The following is a 25,010-nucleotide window of genomic DNA, read 5'->3' as shown; positions in this document are numbered from 1 at the left end:
TCGCCGTTCGCCTCATCAACTTCACCTGATTGAAGGATTCCTAATGAGCTTTGAGACGCCGAAGTCACCGCTCTCGGACTACCTGAGCTGGACGACCAGCGGGCGGCTACAACTCCCCGACTTTCAGCGCGAGTATAAGTGGGAGGACGAGCGCATCCGGTCACTGCTTGTGACCGTTCTCCGTGGCCACCCCATGGGAGCCCTTATGCTGTTGGAGACCGGTAGCGATCAAGTGCGCTTCAAGCCGAAGCCTGTGAGTGGCACGAGCGTAGCCTCGAGCACGGAGCCTAAACTCCTGCTGCTGGACGGCCAGCAGCGGTTGACGTCGCTGACTCAGGCCCTTACTGGAGACGGAGTCGTTCAACACCAAGGATGACAAGAAGCGTCTTTTAGACCGTCGCTACTACATCGACATGGCACTGGCGATTCAAGGCGAAGAGTTCGTCGACGAGGCAGTCAAGTCGGTGCCCGGCGACGGAAGGATCAAGACAAACTTCGACCGCGAGATCGTCCGCGATCTGAGTACTCCTACGCTCGAGCAGCAGCAAATGTGGTTTCCCCTGCGCCTGCTCTTTGCTGGTTATGACCAGAATGGATGGCTCTACGGAATCGGCAACCAAGACTTGGCCAAGCGATTCATGGAGATGATTCTCAAACCCACCGCCACTTACCAGATTCCAGCAATTCAGCTTGGAAGTGACACCAGCAAGTCGGCAGTAGCCACAGTGTTCGAGAAGGTTAATACAGGAGGCGTTCCGCTCGATGTCTTTGAGCTGCTTACGGCGACCTTCGCGGGAGACAAGGTTTACTTCGAGCAGCACGGGGACGACTTCCGGCTCAATGACGATTGGAAAGCGATTCAGGAGGAGTTCAAGGCTGAACCGGTGCTCACGAGTCTGCGGAGCACTGACTTCCTCCAGGCAGCCACCCTTTTGATGACGTGGAAGCGGAACCGGGACAGCACGGCGGAACGCAAGCCAGCAATCTCGGCGAAACGCGACGACATCTTGAAGTTGCAGCTACACGACTACCTGGAGTGGCGTGACCTGCTCGTGAAGGCGTTCGAGTGGACCGCGATATTTGTCGCCGACGTTCACATTTTCGAGCCGCGATTCATGCCGTATTCAACTCAGCTTGTTCCGCTCGCCGTTACAAAGGTTGTGCTTGGCGATGTCGCCGACAGCCATGGCGTGAAGGAGCGCTTGAAGCAGTGGTACTGGTGCGGCATTCTCGGAGAGCTATATGGAAGCACCACGGAGACACGCTTTGCCCGCGATGTTGAGCGGCTGCCCTCCTGGGTTAGCGGCGTTGCCGAAGGAGCACCGGGCACAGTCAGCGAGGCGCTCTTTCAGGAGCGGCGCCTATATACGCTGAAGACGCGCCAGTCCGCCGCTTACAAGGGGATTTACGCGCTCATCATCGGGACCAGCGCGAAGGACTGGATCAAGGACGTCACCTTTAGTCGCGTTCAGTACAAGGCCCTGCAGACCGATATTCACCACATCTTTCCCGAGAAACGGAGTAAGGACCGGGGCCTTGACCGCACGCAGTGGGACAACATCATCAACAAGACTCCACTTGCTGCGGCAACCAACCGGGCCATCGGCGGCGTGGCCCCGTCCGATTACTTGCCACGCGTCGAGTCCCGAGCCCAGTTGAACGCCGATGAGGTGGACGCCGTCATCTCTACGCACGGAATTGACACCCATGCGCTGCGGAACGACGACTTCGAGGCACACCTCGCGCATCGCAAGGAGTTCTTAATTGGTCTGATCGAGACAGCAATGGGTAAGCCCGTTGTGCGTGAGCAAAGCGCTGTAGACGTGACACTGATTGCCGCCGAGTACGAGGAAGAGATTCCGGACGATGACGTCCCCGATGCGAAGGAGGATGAAGACCTCGAGGTCGCCTGACTCCCGGGGTCCCCAGGGCACCAAGTATCGCGTGCCGAAAGCCTTCTCGAGTGAATTTACGGCCCGGCGTCCCTCACGGACCGCTCTCATACGATTAGTCCTGCTCGTGGCAGCCGTTATCTCAAGAAGTTCGTACTGCATCCTTGCAATTCGAGTACTGGCTCCCCAAGCCGGAGACGTCAGTACAGATTGGGGCGGCGATCGCTGAAGGCGTCGTTGTTGGCGCTAACGTTCTTGACCAGTGCACCGTCAAGGTCGAGGTTGGCGACCAGGACGACCGCCTTGCCCTCCGCGGGACCCGCGACCGGGTAGCCCTCCACATCGCAGACGACACTGGCGCCGATCCAGTCGACGCCGCGCTCGGGGCCGACGCGGTCGCAGACGAGGGTGAAGACGTGGTTGACCGCGGCGAAGGCCTGGGCCTTGATCACCTCGGAGGAGCGCTCCCCCGGCGGGATGTGCTTCGCCGGCCAGTTGGAGGGGGCGATCACGAGCTGGGCGCCGCGACGGGCGACGCTACCGACCATCTCGGGAAACTCGGCGTCGTAGCAGATCATCACGGCGATCTTGCCGACGCTGGTGTCGACCACAGGCGCAGGCTCGTCGCCGGCGGCGAAGATCAGCTTCTCGGTGTCCCAGAGGTGGGTCTTGCGGTAGACGACGAGGACCTCGCCGTCCTCGACGACGGCGGCGGAGTTGAAGGGGCGCTCGCCGTCGGAGCGTTCGCAGAAGCCGCCGACGACGATCGCGTGGTGCTTGAGCGAGAGCTCGCGGAAGAGCTGAACGGTCGGGCCGTCGACGGGCTCCGACCGCGACTGTGCCTCCGCGATGTCGTGGAAGACGTAGCCGCTCGTGCAGAGCTCTGGGAACACGATCACCTGGGGCTGCGAGTCAGCCGCTTCCGCGACCGAGGCGCGGAGCCGCTCGAGCGTGCCGGCAGGGTCGTCGATGTCGATTGCGTACTGGCAGACGGCGACGCGGGTGGTGGGCACGGGGCCAGCCTCTCAGTCCTCGATCAACAGCGAGCGTCGCGCCCGAGCCCGCGTCCGGGCGGGCTCAGGCGCGACGAACCTTCAGTCGTCCTCGGTGGCGGTAACGAGGACGGCGACGGGGGCGAGGTAGCCGTTCGGGTCGAGCATCCAGCCGGCGTCGAAGGCGGCCTCGACGACTTCGGGTGCCCACTCGAGGCGGACGCGGCCGTCGCCGGCGTTGACAACCAGCAGCTCGCCGGTCCCGTCCTCCGCGGCGTCGTCGCCGGCCTCGAGGAGCTCGATGCGGCGCCACGAGCCGGGCAGGACGGACAGCATGTCCTGCGGACCCAGATCCACCGACTCCTCGGCCTCCCCCTCGTTGAGCGTCACGCGCCAGGTGCCCGACTTCACGAGCAGCGTCGACGACGCGTTGTGGCGGTGGCGCAGCATGCCTTCGCCCGGGGTGGCCTTGAGCCATGCCATGTTGAAGGAGTGCGGCTCGTGCAGGCGCGGGACCTGGCGGCGGTCCTCGCTCATGCCGTAGCCGATCACCAACGCGAGGGACCCGTTGCCACCCGGCAGCGACTGGCACAGGAGCCCGCGGGAGGAGTACTTCCGGTCGGACGGCGCGGTGACGCGGCCGCGCATCTCCTCGACGGAGTACGGCGTCAGCTCGTCGATGTACTCCTGCTTCATCGGCTTGATCAGCGGGACGTCCGGCGGCAGCTCGTCGCCGGCGACGGTGTCGATCAGGCGGTTGTCGGCGGTGAGGTGCAGGCCGTACGACTCGGCCTCCTTGAGCACGGACGGACCCCAGATGATGCCGCCGGTGACGTCCTGGCCGAGCACGGTGAGCAGGAGGCCCTCGTCCGGCCCCTCGTTCGTGAATCCGCGGAAGATCCACGAAGGCACCGAGATGATGTCGCCGTCGCCGGAGACGTACTCCCCCGCCTTGCCGTCGACGCCCCACCGGATCCGGAACTCACCGCTGAAGTTGATGAAGACCTCGGCGGTGAAGTGCAGGTGCAGGTTGTTGTTGACGCCGTTGGGCATGCCGGCGGCGCCGACGTTGTAGCCGTGCGGCTCGGAGAGGTTGATGAACTGCTTGCTGTTCTGCGAGACGCCCGGGCCGATGAAGGCGTAGTTGGACTTGCGGTCCGAGCCCGGGGTGCGGCAGTCGATGAAGGCGGCGTTCTCGGCGACCCAGTCGGTGCGCCGGATGGTCCGTCGGGCCACCTCGGTGGAGGGGACGACCACGTCGGTCATGGGTGGTTCCTTTCGCGCGGTGCTGGGCGTGGGTCAGTAGATGTTCGTGCTGGCGTAGGTGCTGTCACCCCGCCGGTTGTGGATCTGGCTTCGCACGGCGATCTCGTCGTAGACGCGCACCTCGCGGACAAGCCGGCCGTCCTGCACGAGGAACTGCGAGACACCGAGGATCTCGACCGGCGTGCCGGTGAGCGGGCCGAAGTCGTCGGCACCGTTGTAGTCGCCCTTGTAGACCCAGGTGACGGCGACGCGGAGGCCGGCGTAGCGGACGGCGTAGTGCGTCTGGACGTCCCGCACCTCGAAGCGCCCGCCCGGGAACGGCTGGAGCATCTTCAGCAGCGCCCGGCGGTAGCCCTCGGGACGCGTGAACGTGCGGTAGCCGATCGTGTGGAGCACGAGGTCGCGGATCCAGTAGTGCTCGACGGCGTTGAGGTCGCGGCGGTTCCAGACCCGGTCGATGAACTCCAGGACCATCTGGGCCTCGGCGCGGTACTCGTCCGGACGCTCGCCGGAGTCCCCGACGGCCAGGACGTTCTGCGGCGCCGGCTCGGTCATGCTGCCGGAGTAGCCGATGAACGGCTTCACGCGGGCCACCTCGTCGGGGTCCTGCCCGAGCTGCTGGCAGATGGCCAGCGAGTCGCGCACCACCCACTCCTCGACCATGCGGCCGCGGCGGTAGAGGCAGTTGGCGATGGTTCGGCTGATGAAGTCGGTGCTCTGGTCGACGGAGAGCACCAGGTGGGAGCTGAGGAACGCGTCCTCGCCGCGCGCCTCCCACACCACGTCCTCGGCCTGCCCGACGCGGTCGGGCGTCGCCGAGATCCGCATGAGGCTGCCCTGCACCACCTCCTCGACCCCGACCGAGGTGCCGTACGAGCCGTGGACGATCGCGTCCGGCTCGTAGTTCTCGTAGATGTGGCCGATCGCGCGGTCGACCCAGATCAGGTCGGTCACCTCGCGGATGAAGTCGTCCGGATCTGCGTACGGCTTGTACGCGATCGGGTCGAGCGGCATGAAGATCGCCTCCTGGTGCGGTTGTCTTCGCAGGAGTGTATGCGTATGCATCAGGATGCGTCGAGCGATGTTGGGCCGGTGTTCAGGAATGTGACGCATCCGGCATGCGTGGGGTTGGCGAAATGATGGTTCGTCTGCGGCGTGGAGGAAGAGGACGCCGATCTCTTCGAGGCCCTTCGACAGGCCCGGGGAGCGTTCTCGGCCCTTCGACAGGCTCAGGGATCGTGGTCCGTCTCAGCGGACGGGGACCGGACCCAGGGTCGCGCGCTCGACGAGGTGGCTGGGGAACCACTCGTGGCGGTAGGGCTCGTCGGCGCCGGCGCGCATGCGGTCGACGAGGAGCTGGGCGCCGCGGCGGGCCATCGCCTCGAGGTCGAAGGCGACGGTGGTGATCTGCAGCAGGGGCCAGCGCGTCTCGGGCAGGTCGTCGAAACCCACGATCGACACCTCCCCGGGCACGTCGCGCCCGAGCGAGCGGGCGGCGTTGAAGGCGCCGTACGCGACGACGTCGTTGGCGCAGACGATGACCGTAGGCGGTTCGTCGAGCTCCAGGAGCCGACGGGCGCCGCTGAAGCCGGTCTCGAAGTCGAAGTCGCCGCGGTGGGCGAGCTCGTCGGGGAGCTCCAGCCCGCGCAGCGCGAGCCGCTCGCGGAGCACGAGCTCGCGGTTGGACGCGGTGCTGGCGTTCACCGGACCGAGCACGGCGCCGACGCGCGTGTGACCGAGGTCGAGGATGCGCTCGGTCAGCTCGCGCATGCCGCTGCGCGCCTCGACCTCGACCGAGTCGGCCTCGATCGTCGTGGCGCGGCGGTTGAAGTAGACGAAGGGCAGGCCGCGGTCGCGCAGGCGCACGGGCAGCAGCGAGTCGGTCGCGGTGGTGGCGAGCAGGGCGCCGTCGAGCGAGGTGGAGAGCAGCCGGTCGGCGACGCGGTCGGAGTCGCCCTCCTCGGTGAGGAGCACGAGCTGGTAGCCGAGCGACTCCAGCGCGTGGTGCATCGGCGCGATCGTGTGCGTGTAGAACTGGTTGGCCAGGTCGGTGACGAGCAGCCCGACACGGTGCGTGCGCCCGACCGAGAGCGCGCGGCCGGTGTCGCTGGGGACGTAGCCGAGGGCGGTCGCCGCCTCGCGGACCCGCTGGCGGGTGAGCACCGAGACTTTGGGGCTGTCCCTGAGCGCGCGCGACACCGTCGGCTGGCTGACCCCGGCCAGCCGGGCGACGTCGTGGCTGGTGACCAACCCTGGTTCCTCTCGGCAGACGCGCCCTTCGACGAGCTCGGGGAGCGTTAGGAGGTGAGCCTAACGGGCACGCCTTGACCGGGCCGGGAGATCCGGGTTAACTCTTCGCATACGTATGTCGCCGAGCTCGGCGGCACCGCCGGAAATCCCCGAGGAGAAGTGTGCGTACGACGCTGAAGTCCGGTCGGTCGAAGTCCTTCGCCGACACCGCCCAGGACGACGTGCGGGTCCGCGTCGAGCAGATCGTCGCCGACATCCGCACCCGTGGGGACGAGGCCGTCCGGACGTACTCCGAGCAGTTCGACCGCTGGACGCCCGAGTCGTTCCGGCTGAGCCCTGAGCGGGTGCAGGAGATCATCGGCACCCTCGACGAGCAGGTCATCGCCGACATCGTCTTCGTCCAGGAGCAGGTCCGCGGCTTCGCCAAGGTGCAGCTCGCGTCGATGGCCGACGTCGAGGTCGAGACGCTCCCGGGCGTCTTCCTCGGCCAGAAGCACCTGCCGATCCAGGCCGTGGGCGCGTACGTGCCCGGCGGCAAGTACCCGCTGACCGCCTCGGCGCACATGACGATCGTGACCGCCAAGGTCGCGGGCGTGCCGCGCGTCGTCGCCTGCACCCCGCCGATCCGCGGCGAGATCCTCGCGGCAACCGTGGCCGCGATGCACCTGGCCGGCGCGGACGAGATCTGGATCCTCGGCGGCGTCCAGGCCGTGGCCGCGATGGCCATCGGCACCGAGACGATGGGCCGCGTCGACCTGATCGCCGGCCCGGGCAACGCGTACGTCGCCGAGGCCAAGCGGCAGCTGTTCGGCGAGGTGGGCATCGACCTGTTCGCCGGGCCGACCGAGATCCTCATCGTGGCCGACGACGAGGCCGACCCCTTCACCGTCGCGGTCGACCTGCTGTCGCAGGCCGAGCACGGCCCGGAGTCCCCCGCGATCCTCATCACGCCGAGCGAGCGCGTCGCTCGCGAGGCGATCGCCCACGTCGACGCGATCCTGCCCGGCATGCCGACCGCCGACTACGCCGGTCCGGCGTGGCGCGACTACGGCCAGGTGATCGTGGTCGACGACCTCGACGAGGCGTACGTGGTGGCTGACGAGTTCGCCTCCGAGCACGTCCAGGTCCTCACCGCCGAGCCGCGCCTCGCGCTGGAGAAGATGCACCACTACGGCGCGCTCTTCCTCGGCGAGAACACCTGCGTCTCCTACGGCGACAAGGTCATCGGCACCAACCACGTGCTGCCCACGCTCGGCGCCGCGCGCTACACCGGCGGGCTCTGGGTCGGGAAGTACCTGCGCACCGTCACCTACCAGGAGGTGCGCAACCCCGAGACGAGCGGCGAGCTCGGCCGGGTCTGCGGCCGCGCGGCCCGGGTCGAGCTGTTCGAGGGGCATGCCCGCTCCGGTGACGTCCGTGCGGCCCAGCACCTCGGAGACTCGTACCCGTGGATCGACGAGGCGAAGGCACGGTTCGTGAGCCCGCTGGCGGGTGCTGGGCAGGCGTGAGGCGCTCTGTTCCGAGGTCGGAGGACGCCGACCTCTTCGAGGCCCTTCGACAAGCTCAGGGAGCGTTTCTGGGCCTTCGACGGGGAGCCTCCTCGTGAGCGCGCTCGAGGGGCGCACTGCGCTCGTCACCGGGGGCGGGACCGGGCTCGGGGCCGCGATCGCGCGGGCGCTGCACGGGGCCGGGGCGTCGGTCGTCGTCGTCGGACGGCGGCCCGAACCGCTCGCGCAGCTGTCCGACGAGCTCGGCGAGCGGGTGTCGTGGCGGGTCTGCGACGTCGCCGACCCGGTGTCGGTCGACCAGCTCGCGGAGGCGCTCGAGGGCACCGAGGTGTCGGTCCTGGTGAACAACGCCGGGATCGCCGGGCCGGTCGCGCCGCTGGTCGAGATCGGCGTCGAGGAGTGGGACGAGGTCTTCGACGTCAACGTGCGCGGCGTCTTCCTCATGTGCCGCGCGTTCCTGCCGGCCATGACCGCGCGGGGCTCGGGCGACGTGATCAACCTCGCGTCGGTCTCGGGCAAGCGCCCGCTCGCGCGCCGCACGCCGTACACGGCGTCCAAGCTGGCCGTCATCGGGCTCACCTCGACGCTCGCCTTCGAGGTGGGACCCTCGGGCGTGAACGTCAACAGCCTCTCCCCCGGCCCGGTGCAGGGCGAGCGCATGGACCGGAACTTCCGCCTCGAGGCCGAGCGCACGGGTACCTCGTACGCCGAGGCCGAGACCGCGTACGTCTCGCGCGCGGCGCTGCAGCGCATGATCACCGAGGACGAGGTCGGCGCCGCGGTCGTGGCGATGCTGGCCATGCCGGGCATGACCGGGGCCGACGTCGACCTGTCCGGCGGGATGGTCGCGTGACCGGCGTGCCCAGCCTCAAGGCCCGGCTCGACGCCGGCGAGCGCGTGCTCGGTGCCCTGCTCCGCGCGCCCGGCGAGGAGCTCGTCGAGATGGCCGCGGTGGCCGGCTTCGACTTCCTGCTCCTCGACGGCGAGCACGGACCGGCCGACGTGGTCGAGCTGCGACGCCACATCGCCTTCGCCGCCGTGCACGGGGTGCCGGTGCTGGTGCGGGTGGGTTCCGACGAACCCGCCCTCGTGCTCCGCGCGCTCGACGCGGGCGCCCAGGGCGTCGTCGCCCCGCACGTCGACACCCCCGACCAGGCGGCCGCGCTGGTCGACTCGGCCTACTACCCGCCGTACGGGCACCGGGGGTTCGCGACGTACGGGCGCTCGGGCCGCTTCGGCCTGGTCAGTCCCGACGAGCACAAGCAGCGGGCGCTGGCCGAGACGCTCGTCTTCGGGATGATCGAGTCGCCCGAGGGCGTGCGCGCCGTGACCGAGGTGGTCGGGACCGAGCGGCTCGACGGGATCATGGTCGGGGTCGCCGACCTCGCCGCCTCGAGCACGCCGGAGGACCCGCCGCACGCCGCGCAGGTCAGCCGCGTGCACGACGAGCTGGCTGCCCAGGGGCGGCTGCGGATGGACATCGTCAACGGCCGCGCGGCCGCGGAGGCGTCGTTCGCCGACGGAGCACAGCTCGTCGTCTACAACCTCACGGCGACGATCATGGGCCACCTCGCGGACCTGCAGACCGCTCGCCCCTGAGGAGCGACCCCGGCCGGGGACGCCCTACTTGTCGAGGTGCAGCCGGACGCTGGTCCCGCGCGGGTTCGAGCGGACCTGCACCAGGTCGCAGACCTGGTTGGCCGTCCAGACCGGGTCGGTCCAGCCGTGCGACGGCGGGCGGCGGCCCACCAGCAGGTCCTTGACGAGCGTGCGGTCGAAGACCTCGGCGACCAGGCGGCCCGGCTCGTCCCACACTCGCACGCGGGCGTGGTCGGCGCCGCGGCGCACGCTGTCGACGACGAGCTCGCGCACGACGCCGCTCAGCGCGACGACCCGGTCCGACGTCAGGTCGCCCGCCGCGGCGCGCAGCGTGACCTGCTCGGCGGCGAGGTCGAGCGTCGTGCCCGCGACCCAGACGTCGGTCTCGGGCACGTCGAGCTCGGGCAGGTCGGTGCCGAAGAGCGCGTGCGCCTGGTCGTGGCCGCGGTAGGTGGCGCTGCCCGCGTACGAGGTGGGCGTGGCGATCACCGGGTGGCTGCTGCCGGCCGCGTCGAGGACGGAGCCCGGCAGCTGGTCCGCGTCGTAGGGGCAGACCAGCCAGAAGGGCAGGTCGGGGTCGACGACGAGGTTGAGCAGGGCCTCGTGGAGCTCGGCCTCGACGACCTCGTCCGCGCCGCGTCCGGGCCAGAGGGGCTCACCGATCGCGCGCGCCGGGCGTCCAGGGCCGCAGCACTCCGCGAGGAGAGCGAGGAGCGACGGGATGATCCGGGCGGGGTTGCGTGCCAGGCGGGTCATGTCGACGAAGCGGACCTCGGTCGACCGCGCGCCGAGCGCCAGGCGCAGCCAGCGGGCGTGCTCGGGTGTAGCGCCGACGTTGACCTCCTCGCCGCCGTCCAGGCCCTCGAGGACGAAGGGTGCCAGCCCGGCGACGTACTCGTCGCGGCCGCTCCACACGTACGCCTCGTGGCGATAGCTCTGCCGGGCGCGGGCGGGCACCAGCGTGCTGGTCATCGTGGTCCAGGGCACGGGAGGCGGTCGGAGGCCGAGCCGGCGGCACGGTGCTCGGGTAGTCGGCGGGGCCGCGAGCCACAGCCTGTCGGACGTCCGCGCATCTCTGGGCCCCCTGAGGACGGGTTCTCCGCCTCGACGGCCGGTGCACCCTGGAAGAGGCCCGAGGGTAGCTCTTTTTCCATCCGCGAACAATTTTTGATCCGTCGGCAGGAGCGGTACTTTCGGCATCGACGAAAATCGTCCTGGCGGTCTGAGCAGACCTCGAAGGGGAGGCCCATGACGAGCACGAGCAGCAGTGACAGCCTCCGCCTCGAACGGCAGCTGTGCCTGACCCTGACGGTGGCGGCACGCACGGTCGTGTCGCTCTACCGGCCCCTGCTCGAACCGCTCGGGCTGACCCACGGGCAGTACCTGGTGATGGTGGCGCTGTGGGAGTCCGACGACGCGCTGCCGGTGTCGCAGCTGTCCCGTCTGCTCACGCAGGAGGAGTCCACGCTGTCACCGCTCCTCGAGCACCTCGAGGCGGACGGTCTGGTGAAGCGGCGCGAGGACGCGGACGACGCCGGGACCCTGGTCGGCCTGACCCCGGCCGGTGACGCGCTCCGGGTGCGGGCCGCGGCGGTGCAGCCCGCGATCCTCGAGCGGGTCGGCATGAGCAGCGGCGAGCTCCGCTCCCTGCGTGACGCGCTGACCCGGGTCGTGGAGGAGACCGCCGCCGCCGAGGCGCAGTCCTCCTGAGCCGGGGCGCGCGGCCACGCACCTTCAGGTCAGCAGGAACTCCTCCGGGTGCAGCACCTGCAGGACCGTGCGCTGCAGCTCCCCGGTCAGCTCGGCGCCGCCCTCGGCGAGCGCGTCGAGCAGGGCGCCGGACACGGGTGACGCGCCGCTCGTGACCACCTCGACGCTCCCGAGCTCGGCCTCCAGCGCCTCGACGAGGGCGCCGCGGAAGGCGGGGTGCTCGGAGGTCAGGATGGAACCGCCGAGCACGCAGGTCGTCGCCCGCTCCCCCGCCTGCGCCGTGGGCCCGGCCTGACCCGTCCGCCGGGCCGCCACCGCGGCGAGCCGGGCGAAGTGCCCGGCCTGCTCGTCGACGATCTGGCCGGCGACGGCGTCGCCCTCCCCCGCCGCGCGGAGCACGGAGCGGGCGGCGACCTTCTCGTCCGGCACGGGCCGCACCGGGTGGCGCCGCGTGACAGCGTGCAGCAGCGCCTCCACGTCCTGGTAGCCGTAGAGCCGCAGCAGCTCGGCGGTCAGCAGCGTCGGGCGTCCGGTGCCGAGCTCCGCCTCCACCACCGCGCGCAGGGCGAACTCCCCGAGCGCCCGTCCGCCGAGGGGTCGGGCGATCCACCAGCAGCCGCAGAACTCCGAGCCGTCAGACCCGCGCGCGGCGACCGCGGGACCGGTGCCCGCGTTGACCGCGACCCCGACGCCGTCGGGCCGCCCGCAGCGCAGCAGCGAGTAGCCGTCGTTCTTGACGCTGACGCTCCGCAGCCCGCCGAGGCGGTGGGCCAGGACGGCGTCCCAGTGCTCCTCGTCCTCCGGCCAGTCGACCCCGGCCAGCCGGAAGGCGGCGTGGTCCACCTGTCCGGCGTCCAGCCCGGCCTCGCCGAGGGCGCCGTGCACCGCACGGGTGACCTCGCCCTCGGCGTCCGGCGCGGAGTAGATGTCCCCCGCTGCGCCACGCCCGCGTCCCAGGACCCGCCCGGCCTCGTCGGCGACGAGCGCGACGGTCTTGGAGTTGCCGGCGTCGAGCCCGAGGAAGTACGCGCTCACCGCAGCAGGCGGTCGGGCAGGTAGGCGGCGTTGGCGTGCGCGAGGTCGTCGTAGAGCTCCTCGGCCACGGCGAGCGTCGGGACGAAGGGGTGGGCGGCCAGCGCGCGTACGGCGTCGGCGCGGCTCCCGTCCCAGGCTGCGATGGCGGCGAGGCGCTGGTACTCGGCGAGCTGCTGGGTGATCCCGCGGACCGCGTGCGGGAGCGGGCGCTGCTCGATCGGGTGCACGCCGCTGCCGTCGACGTCGCACCACATCTCGACGACCGTGTCCTCGTCGAAGCCGGGGAGCGCACCGCCGGTGTTGCGCAGGTTGACCGGGAGCCGGGCGGGCGCGTCGTTGTAGAAGGCGCTCATCACGTCGATGGCGAGCTCCAGCTCGTGGATGCCGCCGCGCGAGCGCTCCGGGTCCAGGCGCGGCCGGTCGCTCGCCGCCTGCTCGCGGTAGTGCGCCCAGTAGTCGTCCACGTGGGACAGGATGACGCCCGCGCGGGTGAGGCGGTTCGCCTGCTGCTCGCGGAAGAACTCCTCGCCGAAGTAGTAGTACTTGAAGTAGTCGGCCGGGATCGACTGCATGGCCACGGCGAGGTGCAGCATCCGCCGCTCCCAGACCGGCACGGTCAGGTCGTCACGGACCTTCTCCCAGCCCTGCTCCAGCAGGGGCATCAGGTCCTCGCCGTCGTAGGTGTGGGTCGTCGACCAGCAGTTGTGGTTGACCCCGGCCATGATCACCTCGGCTCGCGCCGGGTCGAGCCCGGCGGTCTCCAGGATCGGCTGCCAGAAGGTCATCGGCCCCTCGCACATCGACCAGATCGGGGTGTCGGTGTGGTCCTCGACGGCCTGGCTGACGATGTTGACGGGGTTGGTGTAGTTGAAGATCCGGGCCCCTGGCGCCACCGCGTCGAGGTCGGCGATGAGGCCCTGGAAGACCTGGATCGAGCGCAGCGACATCATGAAGCCGCCCGGGCCCTGGGTCTCCTGCCCGATGACCCCGTGCCGCATGGGGATGAGCTCGTCCTGCAGCCGCATCGCGAAGTCGCCGGGGCGAAAGCTCGTGAGCACCGCGTCGACGCCCTCGAGCCCGGCGCGCTGGTCGGTGGTGGCGGTGACCTTCAGGTCGACGCCCTCGTTCCGGGCCATCTTCTCCGCCAGCGTCCGCACGACCTCGAGCTCGTCGGGGCGCTGGTCGATGAGCACCACCTCCGAGCCCTCGAACTCCGCGCCGTGGTGGATGAACGAGGCCATGGTGCCGGCGGCACGCGACGAGCCGCCGCCGAGGTAGGCGAGCTTGATGGAGGCCATGCGTGGGTTCCTTTGCTGGGTCTGGGTCGGGTGGGTGCGGGGTGCGGAGGTCTAGCGCGCGGCGACGGGAGCGGCCGCGACGGCGGCCTCGTCGAGGAAGAGGTGCGGGCGGCGGCACTCGCTGAAGATCGTCGCCGGCCACGCGGGGTCGTACGCGTCGGCGGCGAGCAGGTGCCCGGCCGCGACGCCCTTCTCCGAGCCATGGGCGAGCATGACGACCGAGGCGGACAGGTCGGCGATGGTGTCGATGCCGACGGTGACGCCGTGGTGCGGGACGCGGGCCAGGTCGCCGCCGAAGGACGGGAACGTGCCGAGGTTGTCGCGCCGGGTGCTGTCGGGCAGCTCGACGACCCGCGTACGGCTCGACCGCTCGGCCCCGGCCGGGTTGAAGGCGATGTGGCCGTCGCTCGCCCCGGACGCGAGCAGGAAGAGGTCGACGCCGCCGAGGTCGCGGATCCGGCCGTCGTACGCCGCCGGGTCGGCCGGGTCGGGGAACCACAGGTGCTCGGCGCGCACGCCGTGCCCGGGCCGGGCCGCCTCGTCGAGGGGACGCACGATCTCCTCGCGGCCGAAGCGGATGCAGGAGTGCGGCGCGTGGGCCCGCTCGTGCACGAGGACGCCGTGCTCGTCGGGGACGAGGTAGTCGTCCATCATCACCACGACCAGGTGCTCGAGGTCGATCTCCTCGGCGCGGACCAGGTGGGCGAGCGCGGCGTACGCGGGGGCGGCGCTGCGACCGCCGGGGCAGCCGAGGACGTACGGCCGCCCGGCGCTGCGGGCGGACCTCAGGCCGTCGGCGACCAGCCGCGCGGCGTGGCGGCCGAGCGCGTCGGGGGTGGCGAAGACGTCAGGCTCGATGGGCACGGGAGCTCCTCGGGGAAGTGGTGCGGGCGGAGCCCGTGGACGGGCTCGGGTGGTCTGGGCGCGGCGAGCGGGTGCTCACTCCTTCAGCGCCCCGGTGAGGACGCCGTGGATGAACTGGCGCTGGAAGAACGCGTACAGGATCAGCACGGGCAGGCAGATGATGATCGCCGCCGCGGCCATGGCGTTGAACTCGGTGGTGAAGCGGCCCTGGAAGGCACCGAGGGCGAGCGTGACCGGCTGCTTGCCCGGGTCGGAGATCATGATCAGCGCGACGAAGTAGTCGTTCCAGGTCCACATCGCGTTGAGCAGCACGAGCGTGAGGATCGCGGGCCGGGAGACCGGCACGAGGATCCGCCAGAGCACCCGCCAGGACCCGGCGCCGTCGAGCCGGGCGGACTCCACGAGCGAGGCCGGCACGGCCCGGAACGTCGCGCGCATCCAAAAGGCGCCGAACGGCACGCCCATCCCCACGTGGATCGCGATCAGCCCGAGCCAGGAGTTGATCAGCCCGAGCTCGCGGAACTGGAAGTACAGCGGGATGATCAGCGCCTCGGTCGAGAGCATCAGCCCGAGCAGCACGAGCGGGAAGAGCACCCGGGAGCCGACGACGTCGAGCACGCCGAAGGCGTAGCCCGAGCCGAGCGCGAGCAGCACCTGCACCAGGACCGCGCCAGCGGTGATCACCAGGCTCGAGACCAGCGCGTGGCCGAGGTCGCCGCGGGTCCAGGCCGAGGCGAAGTTCGACCACTGCAGCGTCGTCGAGGGCGTGCCGTCGAGGTTCGGGCTGAGCGCGGCGAGCACGGTCCAGAGGATCGGCAGCAGCACCAGCACGGTGAAGAAGAGCAGGATCGTGTAGTTGATCACCGTCTCCGAGCGCCGCGTCACGAGCGGCTCCCGGCGTGGACGAGCGAGGGCCCGGTCGGGCGCGTACGTGGGGCGTACGCGCTGGTGGAGACCTGCGACCGGGCCCTCACGACTCACGCTCCGTGACGCGCTGGATGAGCACGGCGACGAGCAGGCAGGCGATGGCGAGCACCACGGCGATGGCCGCGGCGGAGCCGACGTCGGGGTTCTGGAAGGCCTTGCGGTAGAGCAGCAGCGCCGGCGTGGTCGTCGACGAGCCCGGACCGCCCTGCGTGGCGACGTAGACGAGGTCGAAGGTGCGCAGCGCCGCGGTGATCGTCAGCGTCAGGGCGACCGCGAGCTGGGGGCGCAGCCCCGGCAGCGTCACCGCGAAGAACTCCCGGAGCGGTGAGGCGCCGTCGACGCGCGCGGCCTCGTACAGCTCCTGCGGGATCGACTGCGCCCCGGAGACGAAGAGGATCATGCAGAAGCCGAAGGTGACCCACGTCCCGATGACGCCGAGCGCCGGCAGCGCCCACGTGACGTCGCCGAGCCAGTTCTGCGCCAGCGCGCCGAGGCCGAGCGCCCGCAGCAGCGAGTTGATCGGGCCGTCGGGGGTGTAGAGGTACTTCCACACGACCGCGGTGACCACCGTGGTGACGACCTGCGGCACGAAGAGCAGCGACCGGAAGACCGCCGCCCCCCGCAGGTTGCGCCGCGAGATGATCGACGCGGTCAGCAGCCCGAGCACGATGGGCAGCAGCGCGAAGAAGCAGATCAGGACGCCGACGTGGCCGAGGGCGGCCCGCAGGTCCGGGTCGGTGACGAAGTCGGCGTAGTTGGCGAGCCCGACCCAGGTCGGCGTCGAGACGCCGTCCCAGGAGTAGAGGGAGTAGTTGGCCGACTGCACCAGCGGGACCAGGACGATCCAGGTGTACATCGCCAGCGCCGGGGCCAGGTAGAGCAGCCCCACCCACCGCAGCCGACGGCGCGGGCTGCGCCGGCGGACAGCCGCTACGTCCGGCCGCGTGCCGGTCAGGCCGCCGCCCCGGCCGGCCCGGGGCGGCGTCGTGAGTCCCGCGGTGCCGGTGCTCACCCGCGCTTCGCCGCGGCTTCGTCGTAGCTCTTCTGACCGTCGGTGACCAGGGTCTCCGGGGTCGAGCGGCCGGCGAGGATCAGCTGCACCTGGCCGCCGATGACGTCGAGCATCTCCGGGCTGGCCCAGTCGAAGAAGGGCAGGAAGCCGTCGTCCTTGGTCACGGCCGCCGCTCCGGCGACCTCGTCGGCGAACACGGTGCCCGGCTTGACCGCCTCCGTCGAGGGACGGATCGGGAGGTAGCCGCTCTGCACCGACAGGTCGTTCATCTGCTGGCTGCCGAGGTAGTTCAGGAACGCGGCCGCGGCGTCGGGGTGCGGGGTCTTGGCCGAGATGCCGAAGACGGCCGACGCGGCACCGACGCTGGTCTGCGTCCCGCCGTCGGTGCTCGGCAGCTGAATCCGTCCGAACTCGGTGTCGTCGGCGCCGGTGCCCACCAGCGCGCCCGAGTAGTCGAAGTGGAAGGCGGCCTTGCCGTCGGTGAAGACCTTCTTGCCGCCGTCGAAGTCCAGCCCGTTGTAACCGGAGTTGAGGTAGCCGGCCTTCTCCCACTCCTGCAGCTTGGCCGCGGCCGTGCCGAGGCCGGTCTGCTCGAGGGTCGTGCCGCCGGCGCCGTACACGAAGTCGTTGATCGCCTGCGGCTTGCCGAGCAGCGCCTGCACCGCGAAGAGCGGGTTGGTCGCGTACGTCTTCTCCTGCGTGCCCAGGGCGATCGGCGTCTCGCCCTTGGCCTTGACCGCGGCGAGGGCGGACTCGAAGTCGGCGAAGGTGGTGGGCACGGCGACGCCGGCCTCGTCGAGCAGCTTCTTGTTGTAGTAGAGCCCGACGGTGGTCAGGCGGGCGCCGGGGGTGCCGTAGAGCGAGCCCTCCCCCATCTTCTTGCCGTCGGTGGAGAACTCGAGCTGGCGCTGCATCGTCTGCGACATCTGGTCGCGCCAGCCGTAGAGCTCGGCGTACTTGTCGAGGTTGAGGATCAGGCCCGCCTTGGACAGCGTGCCCATCGACTGCCAGCCGTTGTTGATCGTGGCGACGTCGGGGCCGTCGGGGTCGGCCAGGCGCAGGTTCAGGGTCGACATGACCTGGTCGAAGCTCTGCTCGGTGCGCTCGATCTTGACGTTCGGGTACTGCTGCTCGAAGCCGGCGATCGCCTTCTTGATGTAGGTCGCGTCGGCGCCCTCCTCGAAGTCGAGGAACTTGAGCGTGACCGGGCCGGCGGAGGCCACGTCGGAGGACACCGCCGAGGGCTGGGCGTTGCCGCCGGCCGTGTTCGCGGCCTTGGGCGCGCACGCCGCCGCGACCAGGGTGAGCGGCAGGGCGAGGGCCGCCGCCAGCCGGACCTTCAGTGTTGACACGGATGACTCCCTCGTTGGAACCAGCAGGCCGCGGTCCGAGAAGACCAACGTGGCGATGAACATACCGATTAGACCAATCGAGGACAAGAGGTAGCAGCGGTCTGCCTCCGATCGTTATGGTGACCGGATGCGGGTCTCCATCGCCTCCGAGCAGACGTACCGGCAGCTCGCCGACGCGCTGCACCGCGGCGTGTACGCCCCCGGCGACCGGCTGCCCGCCGAGCGGACGCTGGCCACCCGCTACGGCGTCTCCCGGGAGACGCTGCGCAACGCGCTCAACCGGCTCGCCGACGAGCACCTGCTCGAGAGCGTCGTCGGCAGCGGGTGGTTCGTCGCGCCGGAGGTCGTGGGTGAGCCGCCGAGCGTCCTGCAGACGTTCAGCGAGATGGCGCGAGCGCGCGGGCTGCGGCCGACCGCGCACGTCCTGGTCTGCCGGGTGCGGGCAGCCAAGCTCGCCGAGGCCGACCAGCTCCGCGTGCCGCCCGGCTCGGAGGTCCTCGAGCTCGTGCGCCTCCGTGGCATGGAGCGCACCCCGATCTGCCTCGACGAGACCGTGCTCCCCCTCGACCTCGCTGCGCCGCTCCTGGACGCCGACCTGGAGGACACCTCGCTCTACGAGCAGCTCGAGTCGCTCTGCGACGTCCGGATCCACCGCTCCACCTACTCGGTGCGCGCCGAGGTCGCCGACGCCGAGCTCGCCGGCCAGCTCAACGTGCCCGTCGGCTGGCCCGTCCTGGTCGGCGAGGAGGTCGGCTACAGCGACACCGGCCGCCCGGTCCTCGTCGGCGCCACCCGCTACCGCGGCGACGCGTACAAGTTCCAGGCGGACCTGTTCCGTCCGCTGTGAGCTGGACCGGGAAGAACACCGCTCAAAGGACGCTCCCTGAGCTTGTCGAAGGGCCCGGAACGGGTTGGCTTCCTCACTCGACGCGGAGAAAGAACGCCAACTTCTTCGAGGCCCTTCGACAGGCTCAGGGAGCGTTCTCGCCGGCCGCGCCCGCGAGCCAGCGGCGCAGGAGGCCGGACACCGCCTCCGGCTGCTCGAGCGGGGACAGGTGGGCGCAGTCGTCGAGGACGACGAGCTCGGCGCCCGGGACGAGGCGCGAGATCTCCTCGTGGCGCTCGAGCGGGCAGAGGCGGTCGTCGCGGGCGGCGACGACGAGGGTCGGGCAGCGAACCTGCACCAGCCCCGGCCGCTCGTCGACCCGGGTGTCCTGCAGGCGGCACTGGGCCGCGTACGTCTCCGGGCCGAGCTCCTCGGCCATGCCCACGATCTCCGCGTCGAGGTCGGTGCGTCCGGGTGAGCGCAGCAGCGGGAGGAGCGACTCCTGCAACCCGACGGCCCCGACGTCGGCGAGCACCGCACGCTGCGCGGCCCACGCCTCGTGCTGCGCCGGCGTCGGGGCGTACGGGTTGGTCGACATCAGGCAGAGCCGGCTGACGCGCTCGGGGGCGCGACGGACGAGGGCCATGGCCACGATCGCGCCGAGCGAGAGCCCGGCCAGCGCGAAGCGCTCGGGCAGCGCCGCGAGCAGCCGGTCGACCTCGCCGTCGAGCGTCGGCTCCCGCAGCACCGGCGTCAGGACCTCGCCGTCCAGGGTGAGCCGCGACCAGAGCGCCGCCGTGCAGCCCGAGCCCGGCAGGAGGACGAGCGGCTCCGAGGAGCCGGCGCTCACCCCTTGACGGCGCCGGACGCGAGCCCGGCGACGAGGTACTTCTGCGCGATCAGCGCGATCCCGATGACCGGGAGCGTCAGCAGCACGGTGGCCGCGGAGGCCTGCTGGAGCAGCGGCAGGTTCTGCCCGAGCTGGGTGGCGATGAACACCGGGACCGTCTTGGACGTCGTGTCGGTCAGCACCGCCGCGGTCAGGTACTCCTGGAAGGCGAAGAGGAAGACGAAGATCCCGGCGGTCAGGATGCCGGGCCCCATCAGCGGGATCATGATCCGGCGCAGCACGCCGAAGCGGGTGCAGCCGTCGACCATCGCGGCCTCGTCGAGCTCGAGCGGGATCTCGGTGAAGAAGTTGCGCAGCAACCAGATCGTGAAGGGCTGGTTGATCACGATCAGCGCGCCGGCGAGGGCGTAGGTCGTGTCGTAGATGCCGAGGGAGCGCGAGATGTCGTACATCGGCAGGACCACGGCGAAGCGCGGCAGGGCACGGAAGACGAGCGCCAGGATGAGCAGCACCAGCGAGGAGACGCCGCCGTAGCGCGACAGCGCGTACGCGCACGGCAACCCGATCAGCAGCGCCACGATCGTGCTGATCACCGCGACGAGGATCGTGTTGATCAGGTAGAGGTAGAAGTCCGTGGTCTGCCACAGGTCGACGTACGGCTGGAAGGTCGGCGCGAAGCTGAACACCGGGGGGTTGGCGAAGGCCACGTCGGTCGGCTTGACGCTCGAGAAGGCCGCCCAGGCGAACGGGGCGATCATCAGCAGGCAGACGACCGTGAGCGCGACCGCGACGATCGGGCCGGACCGGCGCCGACGGCGCCGCGAGCGGTCGCTCCGGCGGGTGACGTCGGCCGCGGCGCGGCTGGGGGTGGGCACCGTGCGCGTGCCGGTGGCGGGAAGGTCGACGGTCACGCCCGGGACTCCTTCACCAGGTTGCGGATGGACGGGGCCAGCAGGATGAGGATGAGGACGATCGTCAGCACGCTGATGGCGCTGCCGAGCCCGAGGTTCCGCGTGGCCTCGCTGAAGGCGACCCGGTAGATGAAGAACATGAGCGACTCGTTGCCGTTCGTCAGCGACTGCGGGGCGAGCGGGATGAGCGAGTCGAAGGTCCGCAGCACGTCCATGGTCAGGATCAGCACCACGAAGCCGAGGACGCCGCGGATGCTGGGGATGATCACGTGCAGGTGGCGCTGCAGCGGCGAGGCGCCGTCGATCTCGGCCGCCTCCAGCGTCTCCTCCGAGACGCCCTGCAGCCCCGCGAGGATCATCAGCATCGCGAACGGCAGCATGAACCACACCACGTTCAGCAGGATGACCAGCCGGTTGGGCCAGGTCGAGACGAACCACAGCGGCTGGCCGAAGGCACCGCCGGTGAGGCCGTTCAGGACGTAGTCGACGACCCCGCCGAAGTTGGAGTCGAAGAGCCAGGAGAAGGCGGTGGCGCCGACGATGTGGGGCGAGACGTAGGAGATCAGCAGGACGCCGAGCACCAGGGGCCGGGTGCGGCGGCCGAGCTTGTTGACCAGCGCGGCCAGGACGTAGCCGGCGACGACGCAGACCGCGGCGGCGACCACCGTGAGCCCGATGGTGAAGATCACGGCCCGACCGAGGCGGGGGTCGGCGAGCGCGGTGCGGTAGTTCTCGAGGCCGATCCAGGTGCCGGCCGCGCCGTAGTCGACGCTCTCGAAGCTCCAGCGCACCGTCTGGTAGAGCGGCAGCAGCATGAACCCGAACATCACCACGACGCTGGGCGCGACCATCGCCCAGAACTGCCGTCTCTTCATGGCGCTTCCCCTCGTCGCGTGCGGTGTGGCGGGCCGGGCGGCCCACGGCCGTGACGGGTGGGGCCCGACCTGCGGACCCCACCCGTCACGTGCGGCTACTTGTAGTCCGCCATGACCTTCTCAGCCGCGGACTGCATCTGCTGCTGAGCCTCCTCGACGCTGACCTTGCCCGCCATGTAGTTGGCGAGGATGGGACGGATGGCCGTGCTGACGGCCGGGACGTAGGGCTGGATCTCCTTCGTCGGGCCCTTGGCCAGCGACTCCTTCGCCGCCGCGGCGTACGGCGACGAGCTCTGGTCGACCGTCGTCCGGGCCGGGAACGCGGCCGGCACGGAGGCCTGCGACGCGTCCTTGCTCACCGAGGCACCCATGATCTCGAAGAGCAGGTCCTTGTCGACCTTGGTGTTGAACGGGATCGACCAGCCGTCGGTGGAGACCGTGCTGTAGGCCTTGCCGCCCTCGAAGACCGCCGGCGGCGCGGCGAAGGCGAAGTCGTTGAAGAGCTTCGTGTTCTTCTCCTGCGTCAGGTCGTTCATGCGGCCCGAGAACATGACGGCCATGGCCGCCTTGCCGTTGTAGAGCTGCTGCTGGACCTTGGGCTGGTCGAAGGTCGTGACCTGCGGGTCCATGTACGGCTGCAGCGACTTGAGCTGCTCGAGCGCCTTCGCCGTCGGGTCCTGGTCGAAGTTCGGCTTCTTGGTGTCGGGGTTGACGAAGAAGGCGCTGTCCTGCGAGCCCAGCGCCGCGGCGAACGCCGTGTCGAGGTCGGCGGTGGAGAGCAGCGGCAGGGCGATCGGGTAGTCCATGCCCTCCGCGTCCTGCAGCTTCTTGGCGTCGCTGCGCATCTCCTCGAACGTGGTCGGCGGCGTCAGTCCGTTCTTGTCGAAGAGGTCCTTGCGGTAGGCCATGACCAGCAGCTGGGACTGCATCGGCAGGCCGTAGAGCTTGCCGTCGTAGGTCATCGACTTCAGCGTGTTCGGGTCGAGCTCACCCAGCTCGTACTTGTCCTTGTACTTGGCGAGCAGGTCGTCGAGCGGGGCGAGCTTGCCGCGCGAGGCCAGGTCGGGGATCGCGTAGGTGTAGGTCTCGACGATGTCGTAGGTGCCGGAGTCGCCGGCCAGCGTCGCGGTCGTCTTCTCCACCTGACCGGAGAAGTCGATCGGGTCGTGCTTGACCGTGACGTTGTCGTGGGTGCAGCTGGCGACCATCGTGTTGCTGAAGGGGTCGACGGCCGAGGAGTTGTAGGCGAGCACGTTCACCGTGGTCGGCTGGGCCGGGTTGGTGAAGTCGCAGGCGACCTTGGTGGCGGTCGCCGCACCGGTGCGGGAACCGGCGCCGCAGGCGGTCAGGGCCAACGAGGCGGCGACCATGCCGACGGCGAGCAATCGGGTGGTGCGACGGATGGGACTGTGGAGACGCATGGGACCTTCTTCTCGATCTTCGGTGACTTCGGACGCAAGCGGGTCGAGCACGAGCTATGCCATACGTATTCAGTTGTCCCTCGTGCGCACGTCCAGCGCTCGGTGCGCCGGACGGTGCGCGTCGACCGCGCCCTAGCCGCGGGCGATGAGGTCCAGCCGGAGCTGCGCGCTGTCGCGGTGGCCCGGCATGCCCTCGAAGTCCGCGATCGTCACGACCGGGCCCGCCTGCGCCTCCGTGGAGGCCCGCGTGGCCTTCTGGTAGGTCAGCTGCTTGAGGAAGCGTGCCACGGACAACCCTGCCGTGTACCGCGCGCCACGCCCGGTGGGCAGCACGTGGTTGGTGCCCGACATGCCCTTGTCGGCGTACGCGACGGTCGACCAGGGGCCGAGGAAGAGCGAGCCGTAGTTGCGCATGTTCTCGAGGTAGAAGTCGGTGTCCTCGGCGAGGATCTCGAGGTGCTCGGGGGCGAGCACGTCCATGATCTCGACCGCCGTCTTGGGCGAGTCGGCGACGTAGATCGAGCCCCAGTCGCGCCAGGCCGCACCGGCGATGTCCCGGGTGGCGAGGCCCTCCAGCTGCCGCTCGATCTCCACCTCGACCGCGGCCCCGAGCTCGGCGGACGTGGTGACCAGGCAGGCCGGCGACGTCGGGCCGTGCTCGGCCTGGGCCAGCAGGTCGGCGGCGACCATCTCGGCGGTGGCGCTCTCGTCGGCGATGACCGCGACCTCCGACGGGCCGGCGAGGACGTCGATGCCCGCCTGACCGTAGAGCTGGCGCTTGGCCTCGGCCACGAACGCGTTGCCCGCGCCGACGATCATGTCCGCCGGCACCCCGTCGAGCAGGCCGAAGGCCATCGCGGCGAGGGCCTGGACGCCGCCGAGCGCGAAGACCCGGTGGGCGCCCGACGCGCGGGCGGAGTAGAGGACGGCCGGGTGCACCTGGCCGTGCAGCGACGGCGGCGTGCAGCTGACGACGTTCGGCACGCCGGCCGCCCGGGCCACGCCGACGGTCATGAACGGGCTGGCGAGCAGCGGGAAGCGGCCGGCGGGCAGGTAGGCCCCGACGCTGCCGATGGGCACGTAGCGCTGGCCGCAGACGACGCCGGGGATCACCTCGTCCTCGAAGTCGGTGAGGCGCGCGCGCTGCATCTCGGCGAAGCGGCGGGTGCGCTCGGCGCCCGCGTCGAGCGCGTCGCGCAGGTCCTGCGGCAGCGTGTCGGTCAGCGCGCCCCAGGACGACTCGGGCACCTCGAAGTCCTCGCCGCCGGTCCAGCCGTCCAGGCGCTCGGCGTAGCGGCGGACGGCGGGCAGGCCGTCGCGCTCGATCTCCGACAGCATCGCCGACACGGTCTCGATCACCTTGGGATCGGACTGCGCGGCCACGTCCGGGCGGTCGGGCTGGCGGACGACGGAGTAGGAACCGGAGATGCGACGCGCGTCGGACGGGGTCAGGTGCATACGTATAACTTAGAGAGTTCAGCCGCGTCTTGGCAACCAGGGGCACCGACCTGTCGACTGATCGTGACACGAGCGAGACGAGGCCCCCGGGCCACGGCTCAGCAGGACGCGTAGAGGTCCAGGCGGCGGTCGTCGAAGACGTGGTTACGCCCGCCGAGGCGCTTGTCGAGGGTGGCCTCGAGGTCGACGTCGGCCACCAGGACGGTCTCGATCCCGAAGTCGGGCCCCGCCACGCGGTAGCCCTCGTGGTCGACCACGACGCTGCCCCCGACCCAGCGGCAGCCGCGCTCGGGCCCGACGCGGTCGGCCACCACGACGACGAGCCGGTTGGTGGCCGCCGACGCCATCGCCTTGGACACCTCGGGCGGCCGCGTGGCCGGGCTGGTCGAGTCCGGCCAGTTGGCGGGCGAGGCCACCAGCTGGGCGCCGCGCAGCGCGACGCTGCGCAGGACCTCGGGGAAGGCCAGGTCGTAGCAGATCAGCGGCGCGACGACCCCGACCGACGTCGGCACCACGGGCGGCAGGACCGGGCCCGGGGTGAAGAGCTCGCGCTCGAAGTCCCACAGGTGGGTCTTGCGGTAGACGGCCAGCAGCTCGCCGCCGTCGATGACGACCGCGCTGTTGTACGGCTTCGCCAGCCCGGAGACCTCGCAGAAGCCGGCCACGAGGACGAGCCCGTACGCCCGCGACAGGTCGGCCAGGAAGCGCACCGACTCCCCGTCGAGCGGCTCCGCGCGGGCGCTCGACTCGGCGGCGTCGACGAACAGCGACCCGCACAGCACCAGCTCGGGCAGGACGACGAGACGGGCGCCGAGGCGTGCCGCCTCCCCACCGACTCCGCGACGATCCGTCGCGTCTTCTCCGGGTCGTCGATGTCGACCGGTACCTGGCACGCCGCCACCGTGATCACGGCAGCATCGTGGCAAAGCGGCTCGTCGGGCGTGCTGCTTCTGCGTGACGATCT

At 70.3% G+C, this 25,010-nt stretch carries 24 protein-coding genes; 7 read left to right on the top strand and 17 right to left on the bottom strand.

What is annotated here, in order from left to right; translation table 11 throughout:
- The first annotated feature begins 43 nt into the window (after positions 1 to 43).
- Together BLU42_RS20980 and BLU42_RS01595 are read left to right on the top strand one after the other, a co-directional pair.
- Positions 44 to 376 (top strand): DUF262 domain-containing protein, encoded by a 333-nt coding sequence (locus tag BLU42_RS20980; RefSeq protein WP_197680573.1) that lies wholly within the window; start codon positions 44 to 46, stop codon positions 374 to 376.
- 37 nt (positions 377 to 413) lie between these two features.
- Positions 414 to 1,913, top strand: a complete 1,500-nt coding sequence (locus BLU42_RS01595) for a hypothetical protein (RefSeq protein ID WP_197680572.1) — start codon at positions 414 to 416, stop codon at positions 1,911 to 1,913.
- 179 nt (positions 1,914 to 2,092) lie between these two features.
- Here the strand turns inward: BLU42_RS01595 and BLU42_RS01590 are convergent, their stop codons facing one another.
- The 4 genes from BLU42_RS01590 to BLU42_RS01575 form a co-directional block, all read right to left on the bottom strand.
- Positions 2,093 to 2,905 carry a nitrilase-related carbon-nitrogen hydrolase gene (locus BLU42_RS01590; protein WP_091072788.1) on the bottom strand — a complete coding sequence of 271 codons (813 nt, stop codon included), beginning with the start codon at positions 2,903 to 2,905 and terminating at the stop codon, positions 2,093 to 2,095.
- An 81-nt stretch (positions 2,906 to 2,986) separates the two neighbouring features.
- A complete protein-coding gene (locus BLU42_RS01585) occupies positions 2,987 to 4,150 on the bottom strand; it encodes a cupin domain-containing protein (protein WP_091072786.1) in 1,164 nt (387 codons plus the stop codon).
- 33 nt (positions 4,151 to 4,183) lie between these two features.
- Positions 4,184 to 5,164: a nuclear transport factor 2 family protein gene (locus BLU42_RS01580; protein ID WP_091072784.1), complete on the bottom strand. Its 981-nt coding sequence runs from the start codon at positions 5,162 to 5,164 to the stop codon at positions 4,184 to 4,186.
- Between the two features lie 234 nt (positions 5,165 to 5,398).
- Positions 5,399 to 6,400, bottom strand: a complete 1,002-nt coding sequence (locus BLU42_RS01575; protein ID WP_091072782.1) for a LacI family DNA-binding transcriptional regulator — start codon at positions 6,398 to 6,400, stop codon at positions 5,399 to 5,401.
- 161 nt (positions 6,401 to 6,561) lie between these two features.
- On the opposite strand from BLU42_RS01575, the gene hisD (BLU42_RS01570) reads away from it, so the two are divergent.
- The 3 genes from hisD (BLU42_RS01570) to BLU42_RS01560 all read left to right on the top strand — a co-directional run bounded on the left by hisD (BLU42_RS01570) (position 6,562) and on the right by BLU42_RS01560 (position 9,507).
- Positions 6,562 to 7,908 carry a histidinol dehydrogenase gene (gene hisD, locus BLU42_RS01570; RefSeq protein WP_091072780.1) on the top strand — a complete coding sequence of 449 codons (1,347 nt, stop codon included), beginning with the start codon at positions 6,562 to 6,564 and terminating at the stop codon, positions 7,906 to 7,908.
- Between the two features lie 94 nt (positions 7,909 to 8,002).
- Entirely contained in the window at positions 8,003 to 8,761 is a 759-nt protein-coding gene (locus tag BLU42_RS01565; RefSeq protein ID WP_091072779.1) for an SDR family NAD(P)-dependent oxidoreductase, read from the top strand.
- Positions 8,758 to 9,507 (top strand): HpcH/HpaI aldolase family protein, encoded by a 750-nt coding sequence (locus tag BLU42_RS01560; protein ID WP_197680571.1) that lies wholly within the window; start codon positions 8,758 to 8,760, stop codon positions 9,505 to 9,507. Before BLU42_RS01565 ends, BLU42_RS01560 begins: the two co-directional genes overlap by 4 nt.
- Positions 9,508 to 9,531: 24 nt before the next feature.
- Here the strand turns inward: BLU42_RS01560 and BLU42_RS01555 are convergent, their stop codons facing one another.
- Positions 9,532 to 10,479 (bottom strand): MEDS domain-containing protein, encoded by a 948-nt coding sequence (locus BLU42_RS01555; protein WP_172825727.1) that lies wholly within the window; start codon positions 10,477 to 10,479, stop codon positions 9,532 to 9,534.
- A gap of 276 nt (positions 10,480 to 10,755) precedes the next feature.
- Here BLU42_RS01555 and BLU42_RS01550 point away from each other — a divergent pair, with 276 nt between their 5' ends.
- Entirely contained in the window at positions 10,756 to 11,217 is a 462-nt protein-coding gene (locus BLU42_RS01550; protein ID WP_091072777.1) for a MarR family winged helix-turn-helix transcriptional regulator, read from the top strand.
- A gap of 24 nt (positions 11,218 to 11,241) precedes the next feature.
- Here the strand turns inward: BLU42_RS01550 and BLU42_RS01545 are convergent, their stop codons facing one another.
- The 6 genes from BLU42_RS01545 to BLU42_RS01520 form a co-directional block, all read right to left on the bottom strand.
- Positions 11,242 to 12,252 (bottom strand): N-acetylglucosamine kinase, encoded by a 1,011-nt coding sequence (locus BLU42_RS01545; protein WP_091072775.1) that lies wholly within the window; start codon positions 12,250 to 12,252, stop codon positions 11,242 to 11,244.
- The gene (locus BLU42_RS01540; protein WP_091072773.1) at positions 12,249 to 13,550 is read right to left on the bottom strand and encodes a family 4 glycosyl hydrolase; all 1,302 of its coding nucleotides are present in this window, start codon (positions 13,548 to 13,550) and stop codon (positions 12,249 to 12,251) included. Before BLU42_RS01540 ends, BLU42_RS01545 begins: the two co-directional genes overlap by 4 nt.
- 51 nt (positions 13,551 to 13,601) lie before the next feature.
- A complete protein-coding gene (locus tag BLU42_RS01535) occupies positions 13,602 to 14,414 on the bottom strand; it encodes a 6-phosphogluconolactonase (protein WP_091072771.1) in 813 nt (270 codons plus the stop codon).
- A gap of 75 nt (positions 14,415 to 14,489) precedes the next feature.
- Entirely contained in the window at positions 14,490 to 15,299 is an 810-nt protein-coding gene (locus BLU42_RS01530) for a carbohydrate ABC transporter permease (RefSeq protein WP_157719714.1), read from the bottom strand.
- 85 nt (positions 15,300 to 15,384) lie between these two features.
- Positions 15,385 to 16,353: a carbohydrate ABC transporter permease gene (locus BLU42_RS01525; protein WP_231918391.1), complete on the bottom strand. Its 969-nt coding sequence runs from the start codon at positions 16,351 to 16,353 to the stop codon at positions 15,385 to 15,387.
- Complete coding sequence (locus BLU42_RS01520) at positions 16,350 to 17,705, bottom strand: ABC transporter substrate-binding protein (protein ID WP_157719713.1); 1,356 nt, start codon at positions 17,703 to 17,705, stop codon at positions 16,350 to 16,352. Before BLU42_RS01520 ends, BLU42_RS01525 begins: the two co-directional genes overlap by 4 nt.
- A 127-nt stretch (positions 17,706 to 17,832) precedes the next feature.
- Here BLU42_RS01520 and BLU42_RS01515 point away from each other — a divergent pair, with 127 nt between their 5' ends.
- Complete coding sequence (locus BLU42_RS01515) at positions 17,833 to 18,552, top strand: GntR family transcriptional regulator (RefSeq protein ID WP_091072761.1); 720 nt, start codon at positions 17,833 to 17,835, stop codon at positions 18,550 to 18,552.
- A gap of 124 nt (positions 18,553 to 18,676) precedes the next feature.
- Here BLU42_RS01515 and BLU42_RS01510 read toward each other — a convergent pair whose 3' ends face one another.
- The 6 genes from BLU42_RS01510 to BLU42_RS01485 form a co-directional block, all read right to left on the bottom strand.
- A complete protein-coding gene (locus BLU42_RS01510) occupies positions 18,677 to 19,381 on the bottom strand; it encodes an alpha/beta fold hydrolase (protein ID WP_091072757.1) in 705 nt (234 codons plus the stop codon).
- On the bottom strand, positions 19,378 to 20,292 hold the full coding sequence (locus tag BLU42_RS01505; protein WP_091072754.1) for a carbohydrate ABC transporter permease: 915 nt from the start codon (positions 20,290 to 20,292) through the stop codon (positions 19,378 to 19,380). Before BLU42_RS01505 ends, BLU42_RS01510 begins: the two co-directional genes overlap by 4 nt.
- The gene (locus BLU42_RS01500; RefSeq protein ID WP_091072750.1) at positions 20,289 to 21,167 is read right to left on the bottom strand and encodes a carbohydrate ABC transporter permease; all 879 of its coding nucleotides are present in this window, start codon (positions 21,165 to 21,167) and stop codon (positions 20,289 to 20,291) included. The genes BLU42_RS01505 and BLU42_RS01500 overlap by 4 nt, the downstream gene beginning before the upstream one ends.
- A 95-nt stretch (positions 21,168 to 21,262) precedes the next feature.
- A complete protein-coding gene (locus BLU42_RS01495; RefSeq protein ID WP_091072747.1) occupies positions 21,263 to 22,588 on the bottom strand; it encodes an ABC transporter substrate-binding protein in 1,326 nt (441 codons plus the stop codon).
- Between the two features lie 132 nt (positions 22,589 to 22,720).
- Positions 22,721 to 24,046, bottom strand: coding sequence for a histidinol dehydrogenase (hisD, locus tag BLU42_RS01490; protein WP_091072744.1), 1,326 nt, complete (start codon positions 24,044 to 24,046; stop codon positions 22,721 to 22,723).
- Positions 24,047 to 24,144: 98 nt separating this feature from the next.
- On the bottom strand, positions 24,145 to 24,939 hold the full coding sequence (locus BLU42_RS01485; protein WP_157719712.1) for a nitrilase-related carbon-nitrogen hydrolase: 795 nt from the start codon (positions 24,937 to 24,939) through the stop codon (positions 24,145 to 24,147).
- Positions 24,940 to 25,010: the final 71 nt, after the last annotated feature.

It is taken from the genome of Microlunatus sagamiharensis (assembly GCF_900105785.1).
GTDB classification, from domain to species: Bacteria; Actinomycetota; Actinomycetes; order Propionibacteriales; family Propionibacteriaceae; genus Microlunatus; species Microlunatus sagamiharensis.
This window is presented reverse-complemented; position numbering and strand designations above follow the sequence as displayed.